This window comes from Bacillus sp. TE8-1 (assembly GCF_008368855.1).
Taxonomy (GTDB): Bacteria; Bacillota; Bacilli; order Bacillales; family Bacillaceae_G; genus Bacillus_A; species Bacillus_A cereus.
Window position 1 is genome coordinate 16,675 of the sequence record NZ_QPET01000007.1, and the last position, 21,713, is coordinate 38,387.

Below are 21,713 nucleotides of genomic sequence, written 5' to 3' on the forward strand. Positions count from 1 at the left end.
TTTTAAAGGGGATACAGAAAATATGAGTAATTTACTAAAAAAGAAATCCGTTACACAATTGTTAGAGCATAATCAAAGCAAGACTTTAACGAAAACATTAGGAGCATTTGATTTAATTATGTTAGGGATAGGCTCGATAGTTGGAACGGGGGTGCTTGTGTTAACTGGATTAGTAGCAGCAAGAGATGCTGGTCCAGCAGTTATTTTTTCATTTATACTTGCAGCAATTATATGTGGATTTATAGCATTATGTTACGCGGAAATTGCTTCTACACTCCCGGCGTCTGGTAGTGTATATACGTACTCATATGCAACAATTGGTGAGTTTGTTGCTCATCTAGTAGGTTGGTCATTGCTGTTAATATATATCGTGGCAACAGCAGCTGTCGCTGCTGGATGGACAGGCTATTTCCACAATTTAATAAAGGGATTTGGATTAGAGATACCTAAAGCTCTAGTAACGATTCCTTCGCATGGTGGTATTGTGAATCTACCAGCAGTAATTATTACATTGATATTAGCATGGATGTTATCCCGTGGTACGAGGGAAAGCAAACGAATCAATAATACAATGGTATTGATTAAAATTGGAATGATTTTGTTGTTTATTACGGTTGGTATATTCTATGTAAAACCAATGAACTGGATACCAATTGCACCATACGGTTTAAGTGGAGTTTTTACGGGTGGAGCAGCTATTTTATTCGCTTTTACGGGTTTTGATATATTAGCAACTTCAGCAGAAGAAGTAAAAGATCCGAAACGTAATCTTCCAATCGGTATTATTGCATCATTAATCATATGTACAATTATTTATGTTATGGTATGCCTTGTTATGACAGGAATGGTTTCCTATAAAGAATTAAATGTTCCTGAGGCAATGGCGTATGTAATGGAAGTTGTAGGACAAGGAAAAGTCGCTGGTGCAATTGCTGCAGGTGCTGTAATTGGCCTTATGGCTGTTATTTTTTCCAATATGTATGCGGCAACACGAGTATTCTTTGCAATGAGTCGTGATGGATTGTTACCGAAATCATTTGCGAAAGTTAATAAGAAAACTGGAGCACCCACTTTTATAACTGGATTAGCAGGAATAGGGAGCTCTATAATAGCTGGGTTTATTGATTTGAAAGAATTAGTTAATTTAGTTAATATCGGTAGTTTGGTGACATTTGCGTTAGTTTGTCTATCAGTTATTATCCTTCGTAAATCACACCCAAATTTAAAACGTGGATTTATGGTACCTTTTGTACCTGTATTACCATGCGTTGCAATTGTATGCTGTGTGTTTTTAATGCTAAATTTACCGTTAAGGACATGGGTGTACTTTAGTATTTGGATTACTATTGGGGTAGTAGTATATTTCCTTTATTCGATAAAACACAGTAATTTAAATGAGGAAACGATCTCGAAATTACATGATAAAATTGCGAGATAATAACGATCGAAAATTTTATTAATAATCATATTGATAGTTGAGTAACATAGAAGCAGTTTTTTGACATTTAGCAAGAGATAAAATAAGAGATGCTAGGGCAGCTAAGTACTTTTTTAGAAACCTTGCTTGTTTTTTACGATTTAAAACTGCTAAGGAGAGAGAAGTATGAGTGAATTGCATTTTATGAGTATAGAAGAATTGGATAATAAATTGAAAAAATCTGACAGTGGTATTTATTTCATTAAAGACTATAATGACAATATTATTTATGTAGGCAAGGCTTTTAGTATAAAAAGTAGAGTATTAGCTCATTTTAATAGTTATTCCAATATTGAGGAATATGTACATTTATTTAATAAAGTAGCGTATCTCATTGAAGATAGTTTGTTAAAACGCTCATTGTTACAAGTTACTTACATGATTAAATATAAACCCGTATTAAACAAAGAAGTACAAAAAGAATTCCCAGAGTTGTATACTCAATACATTAAGCAGACAAATAAAAAATCTATGTTGTTAGAAATTGATGAAGCTAAAGAAAAAAGGGATGAGTTAAAGAATAAATTAGTAAAATTAGTGGGTGGAAAAACTATGTTTTATGACATAATTTTTCTGTTAAATAATGGATATAACTATCATGTCCTCGCAAAAGTATTGAGCATAGAACTTCAAACTTTAATTATAATAAAAGAACACCGAAATAAATTCCCGATACCACATAATTATAAGAGGACAATAAAACATCAAGATATAATGTATGCTTTATCTGGAAAAAAGAATTTAAGTACTTAAAGGTTAAACACTTAACTTTAAAATAGTAAATTCGTTGCTTTTGTAGCTTTTATTGTTATATTGAAATGCAATGTACATTTGTGTTTCAAATTTAATTGGTGAAATAAGGGGAGGGAAAGGGTTCCTATAAAAATACTGGAATAAATTAGGTTATTCATGCGTAAATAGCATAATTAGGTACATGTTATTTATAAATATTCAAAGATACGAAAGTAATACAAATGAAATTCTTATTTCTGCTACTACAAGTACTATTGAGCAAATGAAGTATGAAATTGCTTTTGAACTAGGAGTCACACTGGGGCCTGATACATCACATCATCTGCAAATGGTTCGAATCGGTGGAGAGATTACAAAACGCTTAGTTCGAATGGCTGAAAAACAGTTAACAGGTCAATACAGATTACACTAAGAAAATAATCCGTATATATACGGATTATTTTTCCTTTAATTTACAAAAAAATAAATTTCGAAATCGAAAAGACCTCTCAGATTCCTTTGTAATAATCTTTTTTAGTTACGTTAATGACATAGGTATCGGAAGATAATTAATTCGATATGAAAGGCGTATAGGCCTTTAAAAGAGTTTTGGTGTTATTTGCAATTTTAATTTCATAATACTTAAGCCGATATAATAAAATGTTTTATGTCTAAATCGATATAAAGGAATAGTTTTTTAGTGATATTTCTTTTTTTATAGAATAAGCAAAACCTGATATTGTAGTAAGAATTGTTTTGAGGTCAATTTACTGTGCATCTTGGTTATTGAAGTTTTTTGTTGATTAACAACTATTGTATTTGGAAATTAATAATAAGTTTATCTCGCTATTTGCCAGGCAGTAAGACCCCCACCTCAAAATTCAGCGGAAGCAAAGAAGTTAGGTGGGGGGCGGGCTGCCCGTAAAAGCCCGATTGGTGTGGGCTAATAATCAGTGGGGATGAACAAAACCCCCACTGATTAAAGTTTCACTTTATGTGATGCGGTAATAAAACTATCTAGTTTGCTATTTTTAGTATTTGTAAAGTCTATATATTTTCCTCTTTTGTGGAAAGTAAAACTAATGTTGCGACCAGTAATATAGTGTCATTTTTTTGAATATTCCATCGTTTCTTCGTGTTTAGTTGAGTACTTGAATTTCCTCCATCTTGTACTTTTCAAAGCATAGTGCTTCAAAAATAGCCGTATCGCTTTCATCTGTTTCCAAATTTACAACTTCTTTATTATCTTTTTCTAAAATTTGGAGGAAAATAGTTTTTCAGTTTCACATGTAAATTAGCAGTATTTATTTTTTGAATTCAATTTGTAGAAAGGATTGAATTGGAACTTTGACTGTTATTTCTTGCGGTGGTACGTATCTCCTGTTACTTCGCTTTATTTTAAATCTTTTTCCAGCTTGGTCCTCGCATTGACTACCACTGTATTTTGTAGTACTTCACTGTTTTCTCAAGTTCAATAATTATATTTTGTAGAATTAAGAAAAGAACTTAGTGTATTTCCTTTACTTATCTACTCTGATATTTAGATGCTAACTACAATTAAATAATATATGATTTTTATAAAAAAGATATAGTAATATTTTGTTGTGAATTGTACTAATTTGATATTTTATAGTATTATTTGTCGTGAATTATATATAACAGAATATATTTTATGGATCTATAAAGGAGAATGTAATGAATACTTCTATCGATATACAACACTTGTGTGATCTTGCACATAAAGCATTTAATGCCCCTGTACATATTTTATCTGCAGACAAAAAAATTTTATATCATTCTACATCTGATAATGTTTGTAGTCCTTTTTATTCTTCAAAAGAAGAACATCTTACTGATATTTATCAAGAAAACGATCCCTTTAACTTGCCACTTTTCCGAAGTAACAACTATCTTGAAAATTTTGTTCTAATTCATATAGAAAATCATGATGATATTAAAGGGACTATCATAATCGGTCCTACTATACATCCAAAAGATTCAGATGATATGATCATAAAATTTCAGAAAGAATTTAAATCAAATGATAACATTCAAGAAAGACTTGCCTATTATCAGTGTTTATCTGAGATTAAAAAAACTACATTAATTGATATGGGAATTTTATTACATTACATGATTTTCAATGAAAAGTTAGATGTAGATATTGTCTTGGAAAAAAATAAAGTACTAGAGGAAATTCCTAATAAAAATGTGAAACCTGATTTATATATTTTAAAACGCCGACAAAACAAACCTAAAACGCACAATATGGCATTAGTAAATGATTTCTTTTCGACTATTAAAGAAGGGAATAAAAAAAAGTTAATACAGTATATGTATGCGGTTTCGCAAGAAGATGTTGAACTTATGCTAATAGAGGATCCGCTCAGGAATCAAAAAAACCTTGGAATTATTGCGATTACCTTAGCCACTCGATATGCAATAGAAGGAAACCTGCCACCAGATATTGCTTTTGCCCATAGTATTTTATATATACAAACCCTAGAACAATTAGATAATGTAGAATCTGTAAAGCGATTGTCAGGGGACGCTTTACGTACCTTTGCAGATCGTGTGAAAGAATACAATGCAAAAAAGTATTCTTACGCGGTTACTACATGTATAAAACATATTAATAAAAATGTTTACGATGGAATATCTCTGAATGAACTTGCTAATCATTTAGAAATTACGCCTACTTATCTGTCTAAACTATTTAAAAAAGAAATGGGAATTACTTTAAGCGAATATATTCAAAGGGAAAGAGTGGAAGAAGCAAAAAAATTATTAACACTCACTACTTATTCGTTATCAGATATCTGTGCGTGGCTTAACTTTAATGACCAAAGTTATTTTATAAGAGTTTTCAAAAAAATCACTAGTATGACTCCTAGGCAGTACCGTGAAAAATATACAGTAATATAAGCTTGTTATCTGCTGTCTTCAATGTAAAGACTTAAACATGGGTATAAGTATCCCAAAAAATGAAAATACACTAACCATTATTTTGCTAAAGAAAACAAAAAGACAGAAGGCTGCAAAGTGTTTCAAGTAAGCTTTGCAGCTTTTTTGTAATTTAAAACCTATGTTTATAACGATGATAAGTTTATAGACTAATATCTTCATACTGAATATTTGTTAATAATGATATTAGGATGTTTTGTGAAAAAATCAACAATATAACATATATTACTAAATATATCTACATTTTATGCAATTATACATAACTAAATAAAGGTAAAAAAGTATAAAAAGACCTATTATATTATTCTATAAGTATTTTTTCTAAAATAAAATTTCTTGGTTGAGCTAAAATAGTTATTTTTAACCGTATACACATTAATTTGTAATCATTACAATTACAGAAATGAAATTTACGGATAACTATATTTATATAATTTTTTTCGGTTCATATTTTTATTTAACAGTAAATTATCGATCGTAATCGACAAAATTTTTCTATTTACGCATTAAAAATTTAATGTTTTAATGAACAACATAACTGGTATGACCAGACAGAAAGGATAGGGTTACGCTAATAGGAATTATAGTGAAGTTGTAAGTAACATTATGTCGTTAATAATTTTATAAATAGTCAATTTATTTACAAGAGGTCAAGAATCAAATTTGTAATAAACCTGTTCTAAGTTTCTGCATAACAAAAGTGAAGTTATTCCGCAATAAAAGTATAAGCGATGTACAGTATAATTTCACCTTTTGTAGTCTAGTAAGGAGCTTGCTGATAAAACTAAGAATAATATTATTAAATTTAAATTAAACAATGTTATGACAAGATTAACTGTAAGCATTGGTTTATTGATTCTCGCAGTTCTGTAAGTTAAACCGCAATTCTAGGGAAGAATTACTCATTTACTATTCATAGGGTGCTTGATTCAAATATAGTTAATAAATTTTTGTTATTTATATTTGAAAAAATAAAGTATCGAAGTGAGAAGTAAGTAAAATCCTTACATCCTATTAGAAGTAAAAAATAACGATATTATCCTATCTGAAAGATTTCTCCTTCTTAATCAGTTTACAAAGAGAGAGGTCGTACAAGTTATATGAATTAAGTTATAAAAACAATGGTAAAGGAGTGTACGGAATGAAAACTAAAATAATTACAGGATTATTAGTCACATCCATTGTAACTGGAGGAAATATTCCTATCAATACTCTCGCAACACCAACCGTTCAAGCGGAAACTCAACAGGAAGGCATGGATATTTCCTCTTCATTACGAAAATTAGGTGCGCAATCTAAATTAATCCAAACGTATATTGATCAATCTTTAATGAGTCCTAATGTACAGTTAGAGGAAGTCACAGCTTTAAATACAAATCAATTCCTAATCAAACAAGATATGAAGGAATGGTCATCGGAACTCTATCCACAGTTAATTCTATTAAATTCAAAAAGTAAAGGATTTGTAACAAAATTTAATAGCTATTACCCGACATTAAAATCGTTTGTAGACAATAAAGAAGATAGAGAAGGGTTTTCGGATAGACTTGAAGTACTTCAAGAAATGGCTATGACGAATCAAGAAAATACGCAACGGCAAATCAATGAATTAACAGATCTTAAATTACAGCTTGATAAAAAATTAAAAGATTTTGATACCAATGTGGCAACTGCTCAAGGCATACTAAGTACAGATGGAACAGGAAAAATAGACCAGTTAAAAAATGAAATATTAAATACCAAAAAAGCAATTCAAAATGATTTACAGCAAATTGCATTAATACCAGGGGCTTTAAATGAACAGGGATTTGCTATATTCAAAGAAGTTTATAGTCTTTCAAAAGAAATTATTGAACCAGCTGCTCAAGCAGGGGTGGCAGCGTATAACAAAGGAAAAGAAATTAACAACTCTATTTTAGAAGCGGAGAAAAAAGCGGCGCAAGAAGCAACAGAGCAAGGTAAAACGGCTCTAGAGATTGAATCAGCAAAAAAAGCAGCTCGTGAAGCAATTGAGAAAAGCAAACAAGGTGAAATAGCAGCCGCAGCCGCAGCCGCAGCAAAAACACAAGAGTATGACCTGATGAAGGTCATTGATACCGAAAAGATTAAGAAAACATTTGGCGTTTTTGCTGAAGTAAATAAATTAACAGCAGAGCAGCGAGCATATTTAGATGATTTAGAGAAACAAAATCAAAAAATATATGATTTAACAACGAAATTATCAATAGCTGATTTACAAAAATCAATGCTTCTTCTTACACAAAATGATTTGCATACGTTTGCAAATCAAGTAGATGTAGAACTTGATCTACTAAAGCGCTATAAAGAAGATTTAAATCTAATAAAAAATAGCATTACAAAATTATCTACTAATGTTGATACAACTAACGAGCAGTCTCAAAAAGATACATTAAGACAATTAAAAAATGTAATAAGTTACCTTGAAGAGCAAGTATATAAATTTTGATATTGCGTTTTTTAGGAATTCATAAAGATTATAAGCATTTAGCGAAAGAAGGAGAATAGTCATGAAAAAAATTCCATTCAAAGTACTAACTTTAGCTACATTAGCAACTGTTATAACTGCTACTACCGGTAACACTATTCATGCATTTGCACAAGAAACGACCGCTCAAGAACAAAAAGTAGGCAATTATGCATTAGGCCCCGAAGGACTGAAGAAAGCATTAGCTGAAACAGGGTCTCATATTCTAGTAATGGATTTATACGCAAAAACAATGATTAAGCAACCAAATGTAAATTTATCTAATATCGATTTAGGCTCAGAGGGGGGAGAGTTGCTCAAAAATATTCACCTTAATCAAGAGCTGTCACGAATCAATGCGAATTACTGGTTAGATACAGCGAAGCCACAGATTCAAAAAACTGCTCGTAATATTGTAAATTACGATGAACAATTTCAAAATTATTACGACACATTAGTAGAAACTGTACAAAAGAAAGATAAGGCAGGTCTAAAAGAGGGTATAAATGATTTAATTACTACAATCAATACAAATTCAAAAGAAGTTACAGATGTGATTAAGATGCTACAAGACTTCAAAGGGAAACTATATCAAAATTCTACAGATTTTAAAAATAATGTTGGTGGTCCAGATGGGAAAGGTGGATTAACTGCAATATTAGCAGGTCAACAGGCAACGATTCCACAACTTCAAGCTGAAATTGAGCAACTTCGTTCTACTCAGAAAAAACATTTTGATGATGTATTAGCATGGTCAATTGGTGGTGGATTGGGAGCAGCTATTTTAGTTATTGCAGCTATTGGAGGAGCGGTCGTTATTGTTGTAACTGGCGGTACAGCAACACCGGCTGTTGTTGGTGGACTCTCGGCTCTTGGTGCAGCTGGTATTGGTTTAGGAACAGCGGCTGGTGTCACAGCATCTAAGCATATGGACTCCTATAATGAAATTTCTAACAAAATCGGAGAATTAAGTATGAAAGCAGATCGTGCTAATCAAGCAGTTCTTTCGCTTACTAACGCGAAAGAAACATTGGCATATTTATATCAGACTGTAGATCAAGCGATATTGTCTCTAACAAATATTCAAAAGCAATGGAATACAATGGGCGCAAATTATACAGATTTACTGGATAATATCGATTCTATGCAAGACCACAAATTCTCTTTAATACCAGATGATTTAAAAGCCGCTAAAGAAAGTTGGAATGATATTCATAAAGATGCAGAATTCATTTCAAAAGATATTGCTTTTAAACAGGAGTAGAACTGAAATATAAAACCTAAATTGGAGGAAAATGAAATGATAAAAAAAATCCCTTATAAATTACTCGCTGTATCGACGCTATTAACTATTACAACTGCTAATGTAGTTTCACCAGTAACAACTTTTGCAAGTGAAATTGAACAAACGAACAATGGAGATACGGCTCTTTCTGCAAATGAAGCGAGAATGAAAGAGACCTTGCAAAAGGCTGGATTATTTGCAAAATCTATGAATGCCTATTCTTATATGTTAATTAAGAATCCTGATGTGAATTTTGAGGGAATTACCATTAATGGATATGTAGATTTACCTGGTAGAATCGTACAAGATCAAAAGAATGCAAGGTCACATGCTGTTACTTGGGATACGAAAGTAAAAAAACAGCTTTTAGATACATTGAATGGTATTGTTGAATACGATACAACATTTGACAATTATTATGAAACAATGGTAGAAGCGATTAATACAGGGGATGGAGAAACTTTAAAAGAAGGGATTACAGATTTGCGAGGTGAAATTCAACAAAATCAAAAGTATGCACAACAACTAATAGAAGAATTAACTAAATTAAGAGACTCTATTGGACATGATGTTAGAGCTTTTGGAAGTAATAAAGAGCTCTTGCAGTCAATTTTAAAAAATCAAGGTGCAGATGTTGATGCCGATCAAAAGCGTCTAGAAGAAGTATTAGGATCAGTAAACTATTATAAACAATTAGAATCTGATGGGTTTAATGTAATGAAGGGTGCTATTTTGGGGCTACCAATAATTGGCGGTATCATAGTGGGAGTAGCAAGGGATAATTTAGGTAAGTTAGAGCCTTTATTAGCAGAATTACGTCAGACCGTGGATTATAAAGTAACCTTAAATCGTGTAGTTGGAGTTGCTTACAGTAATATTAATGAAATGCACAAGGCGCTTGATGATGCTATTAACGCTCTTACTTATATGTCCACGCAGTGGCATGATTTAGATTCTCAATATTCGGGCGTTCTAGGGCATATTGAGAATGCAGCTCAAAAAGCCGATCAAAATAAATTTAAATTCTTAAAACCTAATTTAAATGCAGCGAAAGACAGTTGGAAAACATTACGAACAGATGCTGTTACATTAAAAGAAGGAATAAAGGAATTAAAAGTGGAAACTGTTACTCCACAAAAATAGGGAAATATTAATTCTGTTGTAAAGTGAACTAAAACATAGAAAGTCTATGATTACACTGTTAAACAGAAAAGTAATAATTAATAAATCCTTATATAACAGAAAGGCGGAGTCTCATTAAAGACTTCGCCTTTCAATTATATATAAGTATGATTCGAATAAAAAATAACCTTGTAGTTTAATTGCTTTTTTAAAATTTGCAACAGAATCGGTTAATTTGAAGCAGATTATATACATTTTCTTTAATACTTAATGATTTGAAGGCTGCTAAAGAAAGTTCAAACGATACTGATAAAAGATGTAGAACTCATTTTGAAAGACATCGCTTTTTAATAAGATTAGAACTTGAAACCATACCTTATATAGGAGGAATACGAAATGATGAAAAAAATCCCTCATAAACTACTCGCTGTATCAGCGTTTTTAACTATAACAACTACTTATGCAGTCATACCACTAGAAACTTTTGCAATTGAAATTGAACAAACGAACACTGAAAATATGTCTCTTTCAGCAAATGAAGAACAGATGAAAAAAGCTTTGCAAGATGCTGGTTTATTTGCAAAAGCTATGAATGAATATTCTTATTTGCTAATTAATAATCCAGATGTGAGTTTTGAAGGAATAACTATTAATGGAAATGCAGATTTACCTAGTAAAATTGTACAAGATCAAAAGAATGCAAGAGCACATGCTGTTACATGGAATACACAAGTAAAAAAACAGCTTTTTGATACATTGACAGGCATTATAGAATACAATACAAAATTTGAAAATTATTATGAAACATTAGTAGAGGCGATCAATACTGGAAATGGAGATACTTTAAAAAAAGGGATTACAGATTTACAGGGAGGAATTCAACAAAATCAAAAGTCTGCAAAAGCATTAATAGAAGAATTAATTCAATTAAAAAATGCTATTGGAGAAGATGTTAGAACATTTGGAAGTCATAAAGAGACATTGCAATCGATTTTAAAAAAACAAGGTGCTGATGTGGAGGCGGACCAAAAGCGTCTAGAGGACCTTTTAGGACAAGTAAAATATCAGAAAGACATAGAATCTAAGGGGTTAGACATGGTGAAAATCCCCTTTATTCCAACCTTGATTGCTGGTGGCATAATGATAGGTGATGCAAGAGGTAAGTTAGGTTGGCTAGAACCTGAATTAGCAAAATTGCGTCAGACTGTAGATTATAAAATAACATTGAATCGTGTAGTTGGAGTTGCATTTCATAATATTAGTGATATGCATAGTATGCTTGATAGTGCTATCACTGCTCTTACTTATATGTCTACGCAATGGGAGGATTTAGATTCTCAATATTCGGGTGTACTGGGACATATTGATAAAGCTGATCAAAAAGCTGATCAAAATAAATATAAATTCTTAACCCCTAGCTTGAATGCAGCGAAAAACAGTTGGAAAACATTAAAAACAGATGTTGTCACTTTGCAAGAAGGGATAAAAATTGCAGAGAAAAAAGAACAGGATTTTTTGAATCAGCTTCGTCCATCAAACGTTTTCTACTTTTATAAAAAAATTCATAACGCATACACTTTGGAAATAAAGACTGGAACAAATGCGCCAAATGCGTCTTATAAAGTCATGAATTTAACTAAAAACACTGTTCATAATATGTGGAGTGGAGGGGCTAATACTAACATGTGGGCTGATTGGCTTTCATTCAATCCAAATGATGAATTTGCGGTAGTAGCAGTAGTGGATGGTAAAGAATATGTTGTGTATAAAGACAAAGTACAAAATATAATGAACTGAATCTGAAAGTAACGAAGTAATTGGAGCTGGAGAATAAACTAGACACCAAGTTAATCGAAAAATCTCCTTATATCTTAGAATATTTTGCTCAAGAAAAAGAATTTGTTCAGCGAAAAAAGTAAATATTGAATCAAGGAGTTAGTTGTATTATGTGTATGGTTTTACCGAAAGGTTTCAAGTACATTACCCATACAATTATGTAGTTATCCTGAAGCATCTACAGGTGTTCTTATCGACCTTGAAGAACTACTTAGCTTCCTAAGTGGAGTGATTTTATGCAAAATTAAGTGAACGTTTTTGTACATAGATTAGTTGACATTCATATAGATTTTTTCCATTTTCAAAGATAGTTTTGTTTTTTATGTTATTTTTCAAAAATTACTGCTGAAATTTCTATATTCATGACTCAGTATATAATCATTGTTTGATGAAATGACATACCACGTCCCTTAGAGTTTCATACGTATTACGATAACTTAAAGAAAAAAGATAATAGTAGTCAACGGTTACTATTATCTTTTTTGAACTATTTTTCATTAAAATATCTCATCTGCTGTGTTCCTTATTTACTTTTCCAGATTTTATCCTAGTTTAAAATTTATGCATTTGAACTGTTTATACAATTTGTAGGATTTTTAGCTTTTTTGTCGAATACACTTAATGCAAGGAGGGACATTACATGATTATTAAAGATTATTTCATCAACCTTTCTATTTTTTCTTTATTAGTTAGCGCAGCAATATTTATTCAAGTGTTTACAATTAATTCTAGTCGATATTTCGAAAAGCTCTATGGAGGGATTATTGCAGTTACGTTAATGTTCTTTTCTTTTCCATACATGGGATTTTCCTACGATCTTCGAGTTGTTCCTCTTATTCTATCTTTTATTTACTTTGGTCGTATTGCTGGTTGGATTACGCTAATTAGCATAATATTAATGCGTATCTTTTACACTGGAGGGTATTGGGAACCTCCTGTGATTGCTTATTTAGGTATGGGGATTCTATTTTCTACTTTTAAAACTTATTTTAAAAAACTACATCCTTTTAAAAGTGCATCGTTATATTTTTCTGTTTTTATTGGAATAAAGTGGTTAGTTGGCGTATTATTTAATACTACATTACTTTACACAGGAGGCCTATTATATATAGCGTTAGGACTTTTAATTGGGCTATTTCTTATGGAAGCCTACCAGAGATTGTATTATTTAACACAGGACTTATCTAAAATGAATCGAGAATTAAAAAAATCGAAGCAAGAACTTGCAGATACCGTACATGAGCTTCAAGGAGGAATTTTTAAATTCAAAAAAGTGGATAAGCACTTTATACACACTTTATGTGATGGACAGTTTTATTATCAAAACGGATTTTATTCTGAACAGGTGGTAGGAAAAAGCTTACGTACTATTGATGCTTCTATTGTTCCTCCACATTTAGTTCCACAATTGATGAAGTACTATCTTCAGGCATGGGAAGGAAAAGAAATTATATTTGAATTACCTTGGCCAAATGATAAAACTATTATTCTTATTGCGCTTAGGCCGATTAAACGAAATGGACAAGTTATTGAAGTTGTTGGTTCTACAGTTGATATAACCGAAAGGAAAAAGGTAGAATCAGAATTAAGCGCTACCAAAGAATTATTGGAATCATTTATAAAGCACAATCTAGATGCTATTACCATTTCTGATCGAGAAGGGCATATTTTACAAGCCAATAAAGCTTATGAAAAGATATTTGGGTGGTCATCACAAGAAATCATAGGTAAGAGATTACCTTGTGTACCAGATTTTTTAATGGAAGAATCACTTGAAAATATTCAGAAAATTCTAACATGAGAATCGGTGGTTACTAGATTAGAAACTGTTAGACAACGGAGCGATGGGAGTCTTCTTGATATCAGTCTGACAGTTTCTCCTATACTAGATGTAAGAGGAAATGTGATAGCTTTATCAGCAATATGTAGAGACATCTCTGAAAGAAAACAAGCAGAAAGAGAACGGCATCGATTACACCAGCAATTAAGAGATAGTGAAATGAAGTACCGTGCACTAATCGAACAAGCAACTGATGCGGTATATGTAGTAGAGCTGAATGAAGATAATGCTCCAAGTCGATTTATTGAGGTAAACCCTGTTGGGTGTAGAAGATTTGGATATAGTAGAGAAGAGTTGCTCTCATTATCATTTTCAAATATAGTACCACAAGATTCTCAAATAATCGTAAGGTTATTAGAAAAAATTAAAAAGGGACAAACTTCCTTCACTTTGCAAGATGAGTATGTTTTTCCAACAGGAAAAGTAATAACAACTGAGTTTAGTGTTCGTGTTTTTAACTTAAATGGTAAAAAAGTTTTTCTAAGTATTTCTCGTGATATCACTGAACGGCTAAAAACAGAAGAATTATTACGAAAATCTGAAAAACTTGCTGTTGTAGGACAATTAGCGACTGTAATGGCTCATGAGATTAATAATCCATTAACTGCAATGAAAGGGTTCATGCAATTACTAAAATCAACGGAAAATGAGAATAATCAGGGTTATATTAATATAGTATCATCAGAGATTGAGCGTATAGAGAGCATAACAACTGAATTTATGGCGGTAGCCAAACCACAAGTAGTAAAAATGCAACCTAATAACATTAGTGTGCTAATGGATCAAGTTTTAATGCTACTACAACCTCAAGCAATGATGCATAATATAAAATTTAGAATCGATCTTAACCCTGGTATTCCATTGATTTCATGTGAAGGAAATCAATTAAAACAAGTATTTGTTAATATATTAAAAAATGCAATTGAATCTATGCCGATGGGAGGGGAAATTCTGATTCAAATAAATATACTTGATAATAATCAAGTAAGCATTCGTTTTATCGATCAAGGGTGTGGGATTCCAAAAGAACGTATACCATACCTCGGAGAACCTTTTTATAGTATTAAAGAAGAGGGGATTGGCTTAGGATTAATGATCTGTTATAAAATCATTGAAACACATCAGGGAAAGATATTTATTAAGAGTGAAATGAATAAGGGGACTACAGTTGAAGTCACTCTCCCTATTTGTACACTTCAAAATTAAGATATTCTCTTACTGAAATTTTCTAAGAAACCATACAGAATGTAATGCCAATGTTACTTAATGAAATAATAAAGAGAAGAACACTGGTAAATGTACCCTATAGAATAGACACTTGAAAAAGCCTGTTATAAAAACATCCTTTCTTTAGAACCAAAAGAAAGGATGTTTTTAATATTGTAATTTTTCTTGGAGACATTTCAAATTTTTACTTGTAATACATTTTTTAACTAATTTTGGTTAAGTTAGTTAAAAAGGCATTGTTTTTAAGGAGCATATTGACATATAAATATCCCTCATTTTTAAAATAGAAATTTCTAAAAACTATATATAGGTTCTTTTTGAAAGGAAGGGTATTATCAATTGAAACCACATGAAAAAGTACCTGTTAACTCTATAAAATCTTTGCAGGAATTAATGCAATTACTAAAAAAATCTAAAGATTTTATAACGTTGGAGATCGCTTCAAACAAATCCTCTATAGTCATTTCATATTTTAGAACCTTAATCGATGTAAATATATTTCATGAAGAGGTTTTAACTTATATAAAAGAGAAGAGCTTCGATTCATTACAAGATATTCGGTCTGTCTTACCCTTTGAAAATTCAAAAATAACAAATCAAATGGAAGATATTCAGGATAGTATTTTAAACGGCTATATACTTATTCAGTTCGATACAGATAAATTAAATGGCTTGTTAATCAATGTGGCAAAGAAAGAAAAAAGAGATATTACAAAAGCTGAAATTGAATACAATATCGTGGGTCCACAAATCGCGTTTGTTGAAGATTTAGATGTAAACTTAAATTTAGTACGTAGAAAGCTTCCAACACCTTATTTACAAATGAAGGAATTGAAAGTAGGCTCTCTATCTAACACAACCGTTGCGATTGTATATATTGAGGGAATTGTAAATGATCAAAATCTACAAGAAATTATAAAAAGGGTGAGTCTAATAAAAACAGACCACGTTTTGGATAGCACGTATTTGATGCAGTTAATTGCAGACAACCCGAATTCTATATTTCCTCAATTTTTGAATACAGAACGACCAGACCGTGTAGCAGCTGTATTGGCAGAAGGGAAAATTGCACTTTTTGTAGATGGCTCACCTTATGCAATCACTCTTCCAACAACATTAATTGACTTTTTTTCTACGACAGAAGATTACACCATGCCTTGGATTATTGCCTCTTTTTTTCGTCTATTAAGGCTTTTTGCTTTTATGTTTTCTGTCTTAACGACTCCATTATATGTTGCAATCTTAACATATCATTACGAGCTTATTCCAAAAGAACTTCTTGAAACGTTAATCATATCGAGAAGTAAAGTACCTTTTCCTCCATTAATTGAAGCGCTTTTTTTAGAAATAACGATTGAATTACTGAGAGAAGCGGGGGCACGTTTACCAACTAAAGTGGGTCTAACTGTCGGTATAGTAGGTGGTATTGTAATTGGACAGGCATCTGTAGAGGCAAGCCTTACAAGTAATGTACTTATTATTATTGTTGCACTTTCAGCGCTTAGCTCATTTACAGCACCAATATATCGAATTGGTAATACAATTCGAGTAATTCGTTTTCCTTTTATAATATCTGCACACCTGTTGGGTTTATTAGGAATTGTTTTAACAAGCTCTTTGCTTTTAGCACGTTTATTACGTACAGAATCATTAAGACGTCCTTATTTGTTTCCTTTTTATCCTACACGCCCTACAGATTGGAAAGACAGCATTATCCGTTTGCCGATCTCAGCGATGTTTCGACGTCCTATTTTTTCAAGATCTAAACAGCGTTTTCGTTTTAATCCAGAAGAGGTAGAGAAAAATAAAATTAAATCACGAAATGATTTTGATGATTGAAATTAACAGGGAGGAGCATTATGAAACAGATCCCAATTGAGTATCAAGTCTCTCCATATATGGTGTTTTTTTTAATTATTACTATACAGATGGGGGTTGGTATGCTTGGTTTTGAAAGGATTAGTGCAAAATTAGTTGGAAATGATGCGTGGATTAGCACGCTGCTTTTTGGAATATCTGTTAATCTTATGATTTGGATTATATATCAGATTTTAAATCAGGGTAATGGAGATATCATTGCAATCAATCAAGACGTACTTGGAAAATGGATTGGTGGATTGTTCAACTTCATTTTTTTATCCTATATTGTATTGTTAGGTGCAACAACACTACATACTTATATCGAAGTAGTACATGTTTGGATGTTTCCTTCCATTTCATCTTGGATTATAGCCGGGGCTTTTTTGGGTCTATGTTATTACATTGTGACTGGAGGATTTCGTGTAGTTGCCGGAATTGGCTTCTTTGGAATCGTTATCCCAAGCATTCTAATCTTCACATTTTTTTATCCTTTGCAGTATGCAGATTTTCAGAATTTATTTCCAATTGCACAGCATTCATTCCTAGAAATCATGAAAGGAATGAAAGGAAATATGTTTAGTTTTTTTGGATTTGAAATGTTATTGTTGTACTACCCATTTATTAAAAAGGCAAGAACCTCTCAAAAATATGCGCACTATGCAAATTTAGTAACGACTATTGTCTACACATACCTTATGATTTTAACTCTTGCGTTTTTTAGTGAAAAACAACTAGCGAGCGCGATATGGGCATATTTAAGCATGATTAAAATTATACAATTTCCCTTTATAGAGCGGTTTGAATACATTATTGTTTCTGTTTGGGCTTTTTTTATATTACCTAACGTTTCCTTTACATTATGGGGAGTAAGTCGTGGTATAAAAGAGGCACTGGGAATAAAGCAAAAATATGTTTTGCCAGTTATCATCCTGTTCATCTTTGTTTTATCATTTTTCTTGAATAACCGTAATAAAATTAACTTATTAAATACTTGGACAGGTCAAATTGGCTTTGTATATATATATGTATACCTACCTATATTATGGCTAATTCAAACCGCCAAAATAAAGTTAAGGAGATAAACATGAAGCGATGGATACTTTTCCTTATAGTAAGTGTCTTCTTAATAGGTTGTGCTAAAACGAAAATTGTGGATGACATTGACTTAGTTCAAGTTGCGGCATATGATACCGAAGCAAAAGGTAAGCTAAAAGGAACCTTTGCGATTTCAGCTTATAAAGGAGGCGGGGAAGGTGAAACGAAAATCTATTCAGCATCAGGCCAGACTGGTAGAGAAGTTCTTGCAAGAGCATCCGAAAAGTCTTCTGGACCTCTAGAGTTGGGGCAATTGCGTGTTATTATATTTAATGAAAAAATAATTGATAAGGGAATGCAGGAAATTTTAGAGACTTTGAACCGAAATCCTAGTGTAGGAAATGCAATTTATTTAGCAATTACAAATGTAAAAGGGGAATCACTATTAAAGGGGAATTATTCTGAAGAAAAAGAAATTGCTTCCTATCTATCCTCTTTACTGGAGCAAAATATGGATAATGGAACGCAGCCAAAAACAAATTTTTTTATGTTTTTAAACCAACTTAATGATGATGCGAGAGATTCATATTTACCGATAATATCTAAAAAAGGTAATGTGTTGGAGTTAGATGGAATAGCACTTTTTAAAAGATGTAAAATGGTTGATAAAGTAAACCCTAAAGATTTATTTGTATTTAAATTGTTGACAGATAATTTTAAACAAGGTACATACCAATTCAAACTACCTGGTTCCTCAAATACTTACGCCACGATAGAGAATATAAAAGCTAGAACAAAATATAAGATGGAGGGGAATAGTAAGCATCCATTCGTAAATGCTCATATTCAAGTTAAAGCTGAAATTCAAGAATTTACAAAAACAAAAAATCTAGATAATCCTAAAGAAATAAAAAAATTAGAAAAAATTATGGAAAAAGAAATAGAAAAAAAAGCAACTACATTGATAAAGAGATTTATTAAAAAAGACACAGATCCTATAGGACTTAGAAAGCTTGGTAGAACTCACGTAAGAAAATGGAACAGTCAAGAATGGGAAGAATCCTATAAACATTTACGTTTTCGTGTAACAGCTGATGTAAAAGTAACCCAATCTGGTGTTACAGAATAAATCAAATAAGATATGGTAAATTTCAACAAAAAAATATAGTCTCGCAGGAGATTAGGGAGAAGAGAAACGATTAACAAAGAATTTCATAAATAGTAAGATGTTTTGTTAATCGTTTTTATACCTGTAGCTTTATCACTTATAGTAATCATAATTATAATAAAAGAACACCGAAACAAATTCCCGATACCACATAATTATAAGAGGACAATAAAGCATCAAGATATAATGTATGCTTTGTCTGGAAAAAAGAATTTAAGTACTTCAAGGTTAAACACTTAACTTTAAAATAGTAAATTCGTTGCTTGTAGCACTTCAACTAGACTGTGCCCCCGAAAGTTAGAAAGGTCGGTTTATTAAGTAGCCTCTAGGGAATGAGCCTAGTACAATACTGGATTCATTTCCTTTTATTTTTCCTTGATTCTTTCATGATTATAGTATTTTATATACTTTGCTAATTCTTGTTTAAATTCTGTTATACTTTCAAATTCTTTCGATACAGAAATAGACATACAAAAACGCCATTCTTTCTTATAAATTTACAGAAAGAATGGCGTATTCTTCAAAAGTGAGTTCCTTTATTGAAAAGTTTTAGTTCTATATGACAGATAAAAGGGCAAGCAACGCTAAAATAGCGAGAAATCCTTGTTTCATGATAATTGATTTATTGGATGTGAAACCTCCGGAAATAGCTGCTACCACTACACAAATGATGAAAAATAATTGAATCATATAACCAATGGGATTGTTTCCAAGTATAAGTCCCCGAGTGAGGCCAGCTGCTAAGAATTCATTATATAAACCGTTTGCAAATTAATTGTCTAAGTATTTCTAAGTTTAAAGAGTACAGTGTCTTCGTTTTTTATTGAATCAACTTTTACATGTTGGTTCAATATTTTCTATTCTCTTGGAACTTAGTTCTCGTTTACTTCTCACAAAAGCAATAAAATCTATTATCTCTTCTGTTGACAGTGCTTCTCCATCTATTAAAAGTGTTGGATCTGGATCGTTTAGGAGTCTTGTAATATCAATTACATCTTTGTTTTGATGTGAATGTTCAATTCGGCCTAATATATAATCTACAGATGTATCAAATAAATCGGCTATTTTTGATAAAGATTGTAATGAAGGTAATCTATAACCATTTTCATACCCGGCATAGGTGCTTTTCGCAATCCCAAGTCGATCTGCTGTCTCTTGTAAGGACCATTTTTGATTTTTTCTTAATTTAGATAAACGTTCCAGCATTCGTCTCATACCCCATCTAATTTTATTAAATTAATTATAACATAGAAAAAGAATCAAGAATAGAAAAAAAGTACGCGTATTGAATACAAAATCTTGATTAATTCAAATTAAGTTCTATAATGATAAATATAAATACGCATTACGCGAACGATATATCGTTGTTTATTTTATGGAGGGGTTGTGTATGAAGAAAATTTTATTACTTGCAACTGGTGGGACAATTGCATCTGTGGAGGGGAATGAGGGGCTTGTTCCAGGATTGTCCGCTGAGGAATTATTGAATTATTTTTCGAAGTCTTCTCGAAACTTAGAAATAGATTGCAAAATCTTAATGAATATTGATAGTACCAATATGCAACCTGAGCACTGGAAAGAAATAGCTAATGCTGTTTTTAATCACTATGATGACTATGACGGGTTTGTGATTACACATGGAACGGATACGTTAGCTTATACATCTTCTGCGTTATCTTATATGCTGCAAGGTTTAAGAAAACCAGTTGTTTTAACAGGTTCACAAGTACCTATTAGTTTTAAAAAGACAGACGCAAAGAAAAATGTAGCTGATGCTCTTAGGTTTGCCTGTGAGGATGTTGGCGGTGTGTTTATTGTTTTTGATAGTAGGGTGATTATTGGGACGAGAGCAGTTAAAATGCGAACAAAAAGTTATGATGCATTTGAAAGTGTGAATTATCCATATGTTGCTGAGGTAAATGAAGATGAAGTGAAATATCATTGGAAGCCAACTTCCTCACATAGTGAACTTTCAATAAATACTAATTTATGTACGGATGTTTTTCTTATGAAATTGTATCCAGGTACAAAGCCTGAGGTATTTGATTGTTTAAAAGATTTGTATAAAGGGATTATTATTGAAAGTTTTGGAAACGGTGGATTACCTTTTGAAGGAAGGAACTTGCTTTCGAAAATTCAAGAGTTGACTGAAATGGGGATTGCTGTAGTGATTACTACTCAATGCCTGGAAGAAGGAGAAGACATACTTCTCTATGAAGTAGGACGGAAAGTGGCGCAACATCAAGTAATATTGTCTGGAGATATGAATACGGAAGCCATCATAGCAAAATTGATGTGGGCGCTTGGGAAAACTAATAAATTAGAAGAGATTAAAAAAATTATTGAAGAGCCTTTAGCCTACGATTTAACAATAAAATCTGATAAGGATTGGTAATGACTTCATATGATTTATTTAGGTTTTACATTTAATATGGGGGAGAAATTAAAATGGCAATGACAAACAAGAACGTGCGAGTGGAGAATGATTTTTTGGGAGGAAAGGAATTACCTATTGAGGCATATTACGGAATTCAGACTTTACGCGCTGTTGAAAATTTCCCGATTACAGGGTATAAAATTCATGAAAGTTTAATTAGAGCGTTCGCAATTGTAAAAAAAGCAGCAGCGCTTGCGAATACAGATGTAGGAAGATTGGAATTGAACAAGGGCGGTGTGATCGCA

14 protein-coding genes and 5 pseudogenes are annotated in these 21,713 nt (G+C 31.8%); 15 read left to right on the forward strand and 4 right to left on the reverse strand.

The window, feature by feature from the left end; translation table 11 throughout:
• The first annotated feature begins 22 nt into the window (after positions 1-22).
• From DN404_RS06115 to DN404_RS06125, 3 genes are all read left to right on the forward strand, one after another.
• Positions 23-1,438, forward strand: coding sequence for an amino acid permease (locus tag DN404_RS06115; RefSeq protein ID WP_016122783.1), 1,416 nt, complete (start codon positions 23-25; stop codon positions 1,436-1,438).
• A gap of 165 nt (positions 1,439-1,603) precedes the next feature.
• Complete coding sequence (locus tag DN404_RS06120; RefSeq protein ID WP_149214835.1) at positions 1,604-2,230, forward strand: GIY-YIG nuclease family protein; 627 nt, start codon at positions 1,604-1,606, stop codon at positions 2,228-2,230.
• Positions 2,231-2,411: 181 nt separating this feature from the next.
• A complete protein-coding gene (locus tag DN404_RS06125) occupies positions 2,412-2,642 on the forward strand; it encodes an alpha/beta-type small acid-soluble spore protein (protein ID WP_000897403.1) in 231 nt (76 codons plus the stop codon).
• A gap of 706 nt (positions 2,643-3,348) precedes the next feature.
• Here the strand turns inward: DN404_RS06125 and DN404_RS06130 are convergent.
• The gene (locus DN404_RS06130) at positions 3,349-3,480 is read right to left on the reverse strand and encodes a peptidase (protein WP_076876078.1); all 132 of its coding nucleotides are present in this window, start codon (positions 3,478-3,480) and stop codon (positions 3,349-3,351) included.
• A 424-nt stretch (positions 3,481-3,904) separates the two neighbouring features.
• On the opposite strand from DN404_RS06130, the gene DN404_RS06140 reads away from it, so the two are divergent.
• The 10 genes and pseudogenes from DN404_RS06140 (at position 3,905) to DN404_RS06180 (ending at position 18,992) form a co-directional block, all read left to right on the forward strand.
• On the forward strand, positions 3,905-5,134 hold the full coding sequence (locus DN404_RS06140) for a helix-turn-helix domain-containing protein (RefSeq protein WP_001097903.1): 1,230 nt from the start codon (positions 3,905-3,907) through the stop codon (positions 5,132-5,134).
• Positions 5,135-6,314: 1,180 nt separating this feature from the next.
• The gene (gene hblC, locus DN404_RS06145) at positions 6,315-7,640 is read left to right on the forward strand and encodes a hemolytic enterotoxin HBL lytic component L2 (protein ID WP_149214836.1); all 1,326 of its coding nucleotides are present in this window, start codon (positions 6,315-6,317) and stop codon (positions 7,638-7,640) included.
• A 61-nt stretch (positions 7,641-7,701) separates the two neighbouring features.
• Positions 7,702-8,922 (forward strand): hemolytic enterotoxin HBL lytic component L1, encoded by a 1,221-nt coding sequence (hblD, locus tag DN404_RS06150; RefSeq protein WP_053512478.1) that lies wholly within the window; start codon positions 7,702-7,704, stop codon positions 8,920-8,922.
• Between the two features lie 36 nt (positions 8,923-8,958).
• On the forward strand, positions 8,959-10,086 hold the full coding sequence (gene hblA, locus DN404_RS06155; RefSeq protein WP_000591975.1) for a hemolysin BL binding component B: 1,128 nt from the start codon (positions 8,959-8,961) through the stop codon (positions 10,084-10,086).
• Between the two features lie 375 nt (positions 10,087-10,461).
• Complete coding sequence (hblB, locus tag DN404_RS06160; protein WP_149214837.1) at positions 10,462-11,862, forward strand: hemolysin BL regulatory component HblB; 1,401 nt, start codon at positions 10,462-10,464, stop codon at positions 11,860-11,862.
• A gap of 20 nt (positions 11,863-11,882) precedes the next feature.
• Positions 11,883-12,111: pseudogene (locus tag DN404_RS31410) on the forward strand (hypothetical protein); the annotation flags it as partial.
• Positions 12,112-12,541: 430 nt separating this feature from the next.
• A pseudogene (locus DN404_RS06165) lies at positions 12,542-14,947 on the forward strand (PAS domain S-box protein).
• 360 nt (positions 14,948-15,307) lie between these two features.
• Positions 15,308-16,807 carry a spore germination protein gene (locus DN404_RS06170; RefSeq protein ID WP_086384988.1) on the forward strand — a complete coding sequence of 500 codons (1,500 nt, stop codon included), beginning with the start codon at positions 15,308-15,310 and terminating at the stop codon, positions 16,805-16,807.
• Positions 16,808-16,827: 20 nt separating this feature from the next.
• Entirely contained in the window at positions 16,828-17,910 is a 1,083-nt protein-coding gene (locus DN404_RS06175; protein ID WP_000809697.1) for a GerAB/ArcD/ProY family transporter, read from the forward strand.
• Between the two features lie 2 nt (positions 17,911-17,912).
• Positions 17,913-18,992 (forward strand): Ger(x)C family spore germination protein, encoded by a 1,080-nt coding sequence (locus tag DN404_RS06180; RefSeq protein ID WP_000832874.1) that lies wholly within the window; start codon positions 17,913-17,915, stop codon positions 18,990-18,992.
• A 404-nt stretch (positions 18,993-19,396) separates the two neighbouring features.
• Here DN404_RS06180 and DN404_RS06190 read toward each other — a convergent pair.
• The 3 genes and pseudogenes from DN404_RS06190 to ansR all read right to left on the reverse strand — a co-directional run.
• Positions 19,397-19,483, reverse strand: a pseudogene (locus tag DN404_RS06190) (IS3 family transposase); the annotation flags it as partial.
• A gap of 103 nt (positions 19,484-19,586) precedes the next feature.
• Positions 19,587-19,802: pseudogene (locus DN404_RS06195) on the reverse strand (DUF1304 domain-containing protein); the annotation flags it as partial.
• Between the two features lie 57 nt (positions 19,803-19,859).
• The gene (ansR, locus tag DN404_RS06200) at positions 19,860-20,237 is read right to left on the reverse strand and encodes an HTH-type transcriptional regulator AnsR (protein WP_000893569.1); all 378 of its coding nucleotides are present in this window, start codon (positions 20,235-20,237) and stop codon (positions 19,860-19,862) included.
• A gap of 184 nt (positions 20,238-20,421) precedes the next feature.
• On the opposite strand from ansR, the gene ansA reads away from it, so the two are divergent.
• Together ansA and DN404_RS06210 are read left to right on the forward strand one after the other, a co-directional pair.
• On the forward strand, positions 20,422-21,426 hold the full coding sequence (gene ansA / locus DN404_RS06205; protein ID WP_000722302.1) for an asparaginase: 1,005 nt from the start codon (positions 20,422-20,424) through the stop codon (positions 21,424-21,426).
• A gap of 53 nt (positions 21,427-21,479) precedes the next feature.
• Positions 21,480-21,713: pseudogene (locus DN404_RS06210) on the forward strand (lyase family protein); the annotation flags it as partial.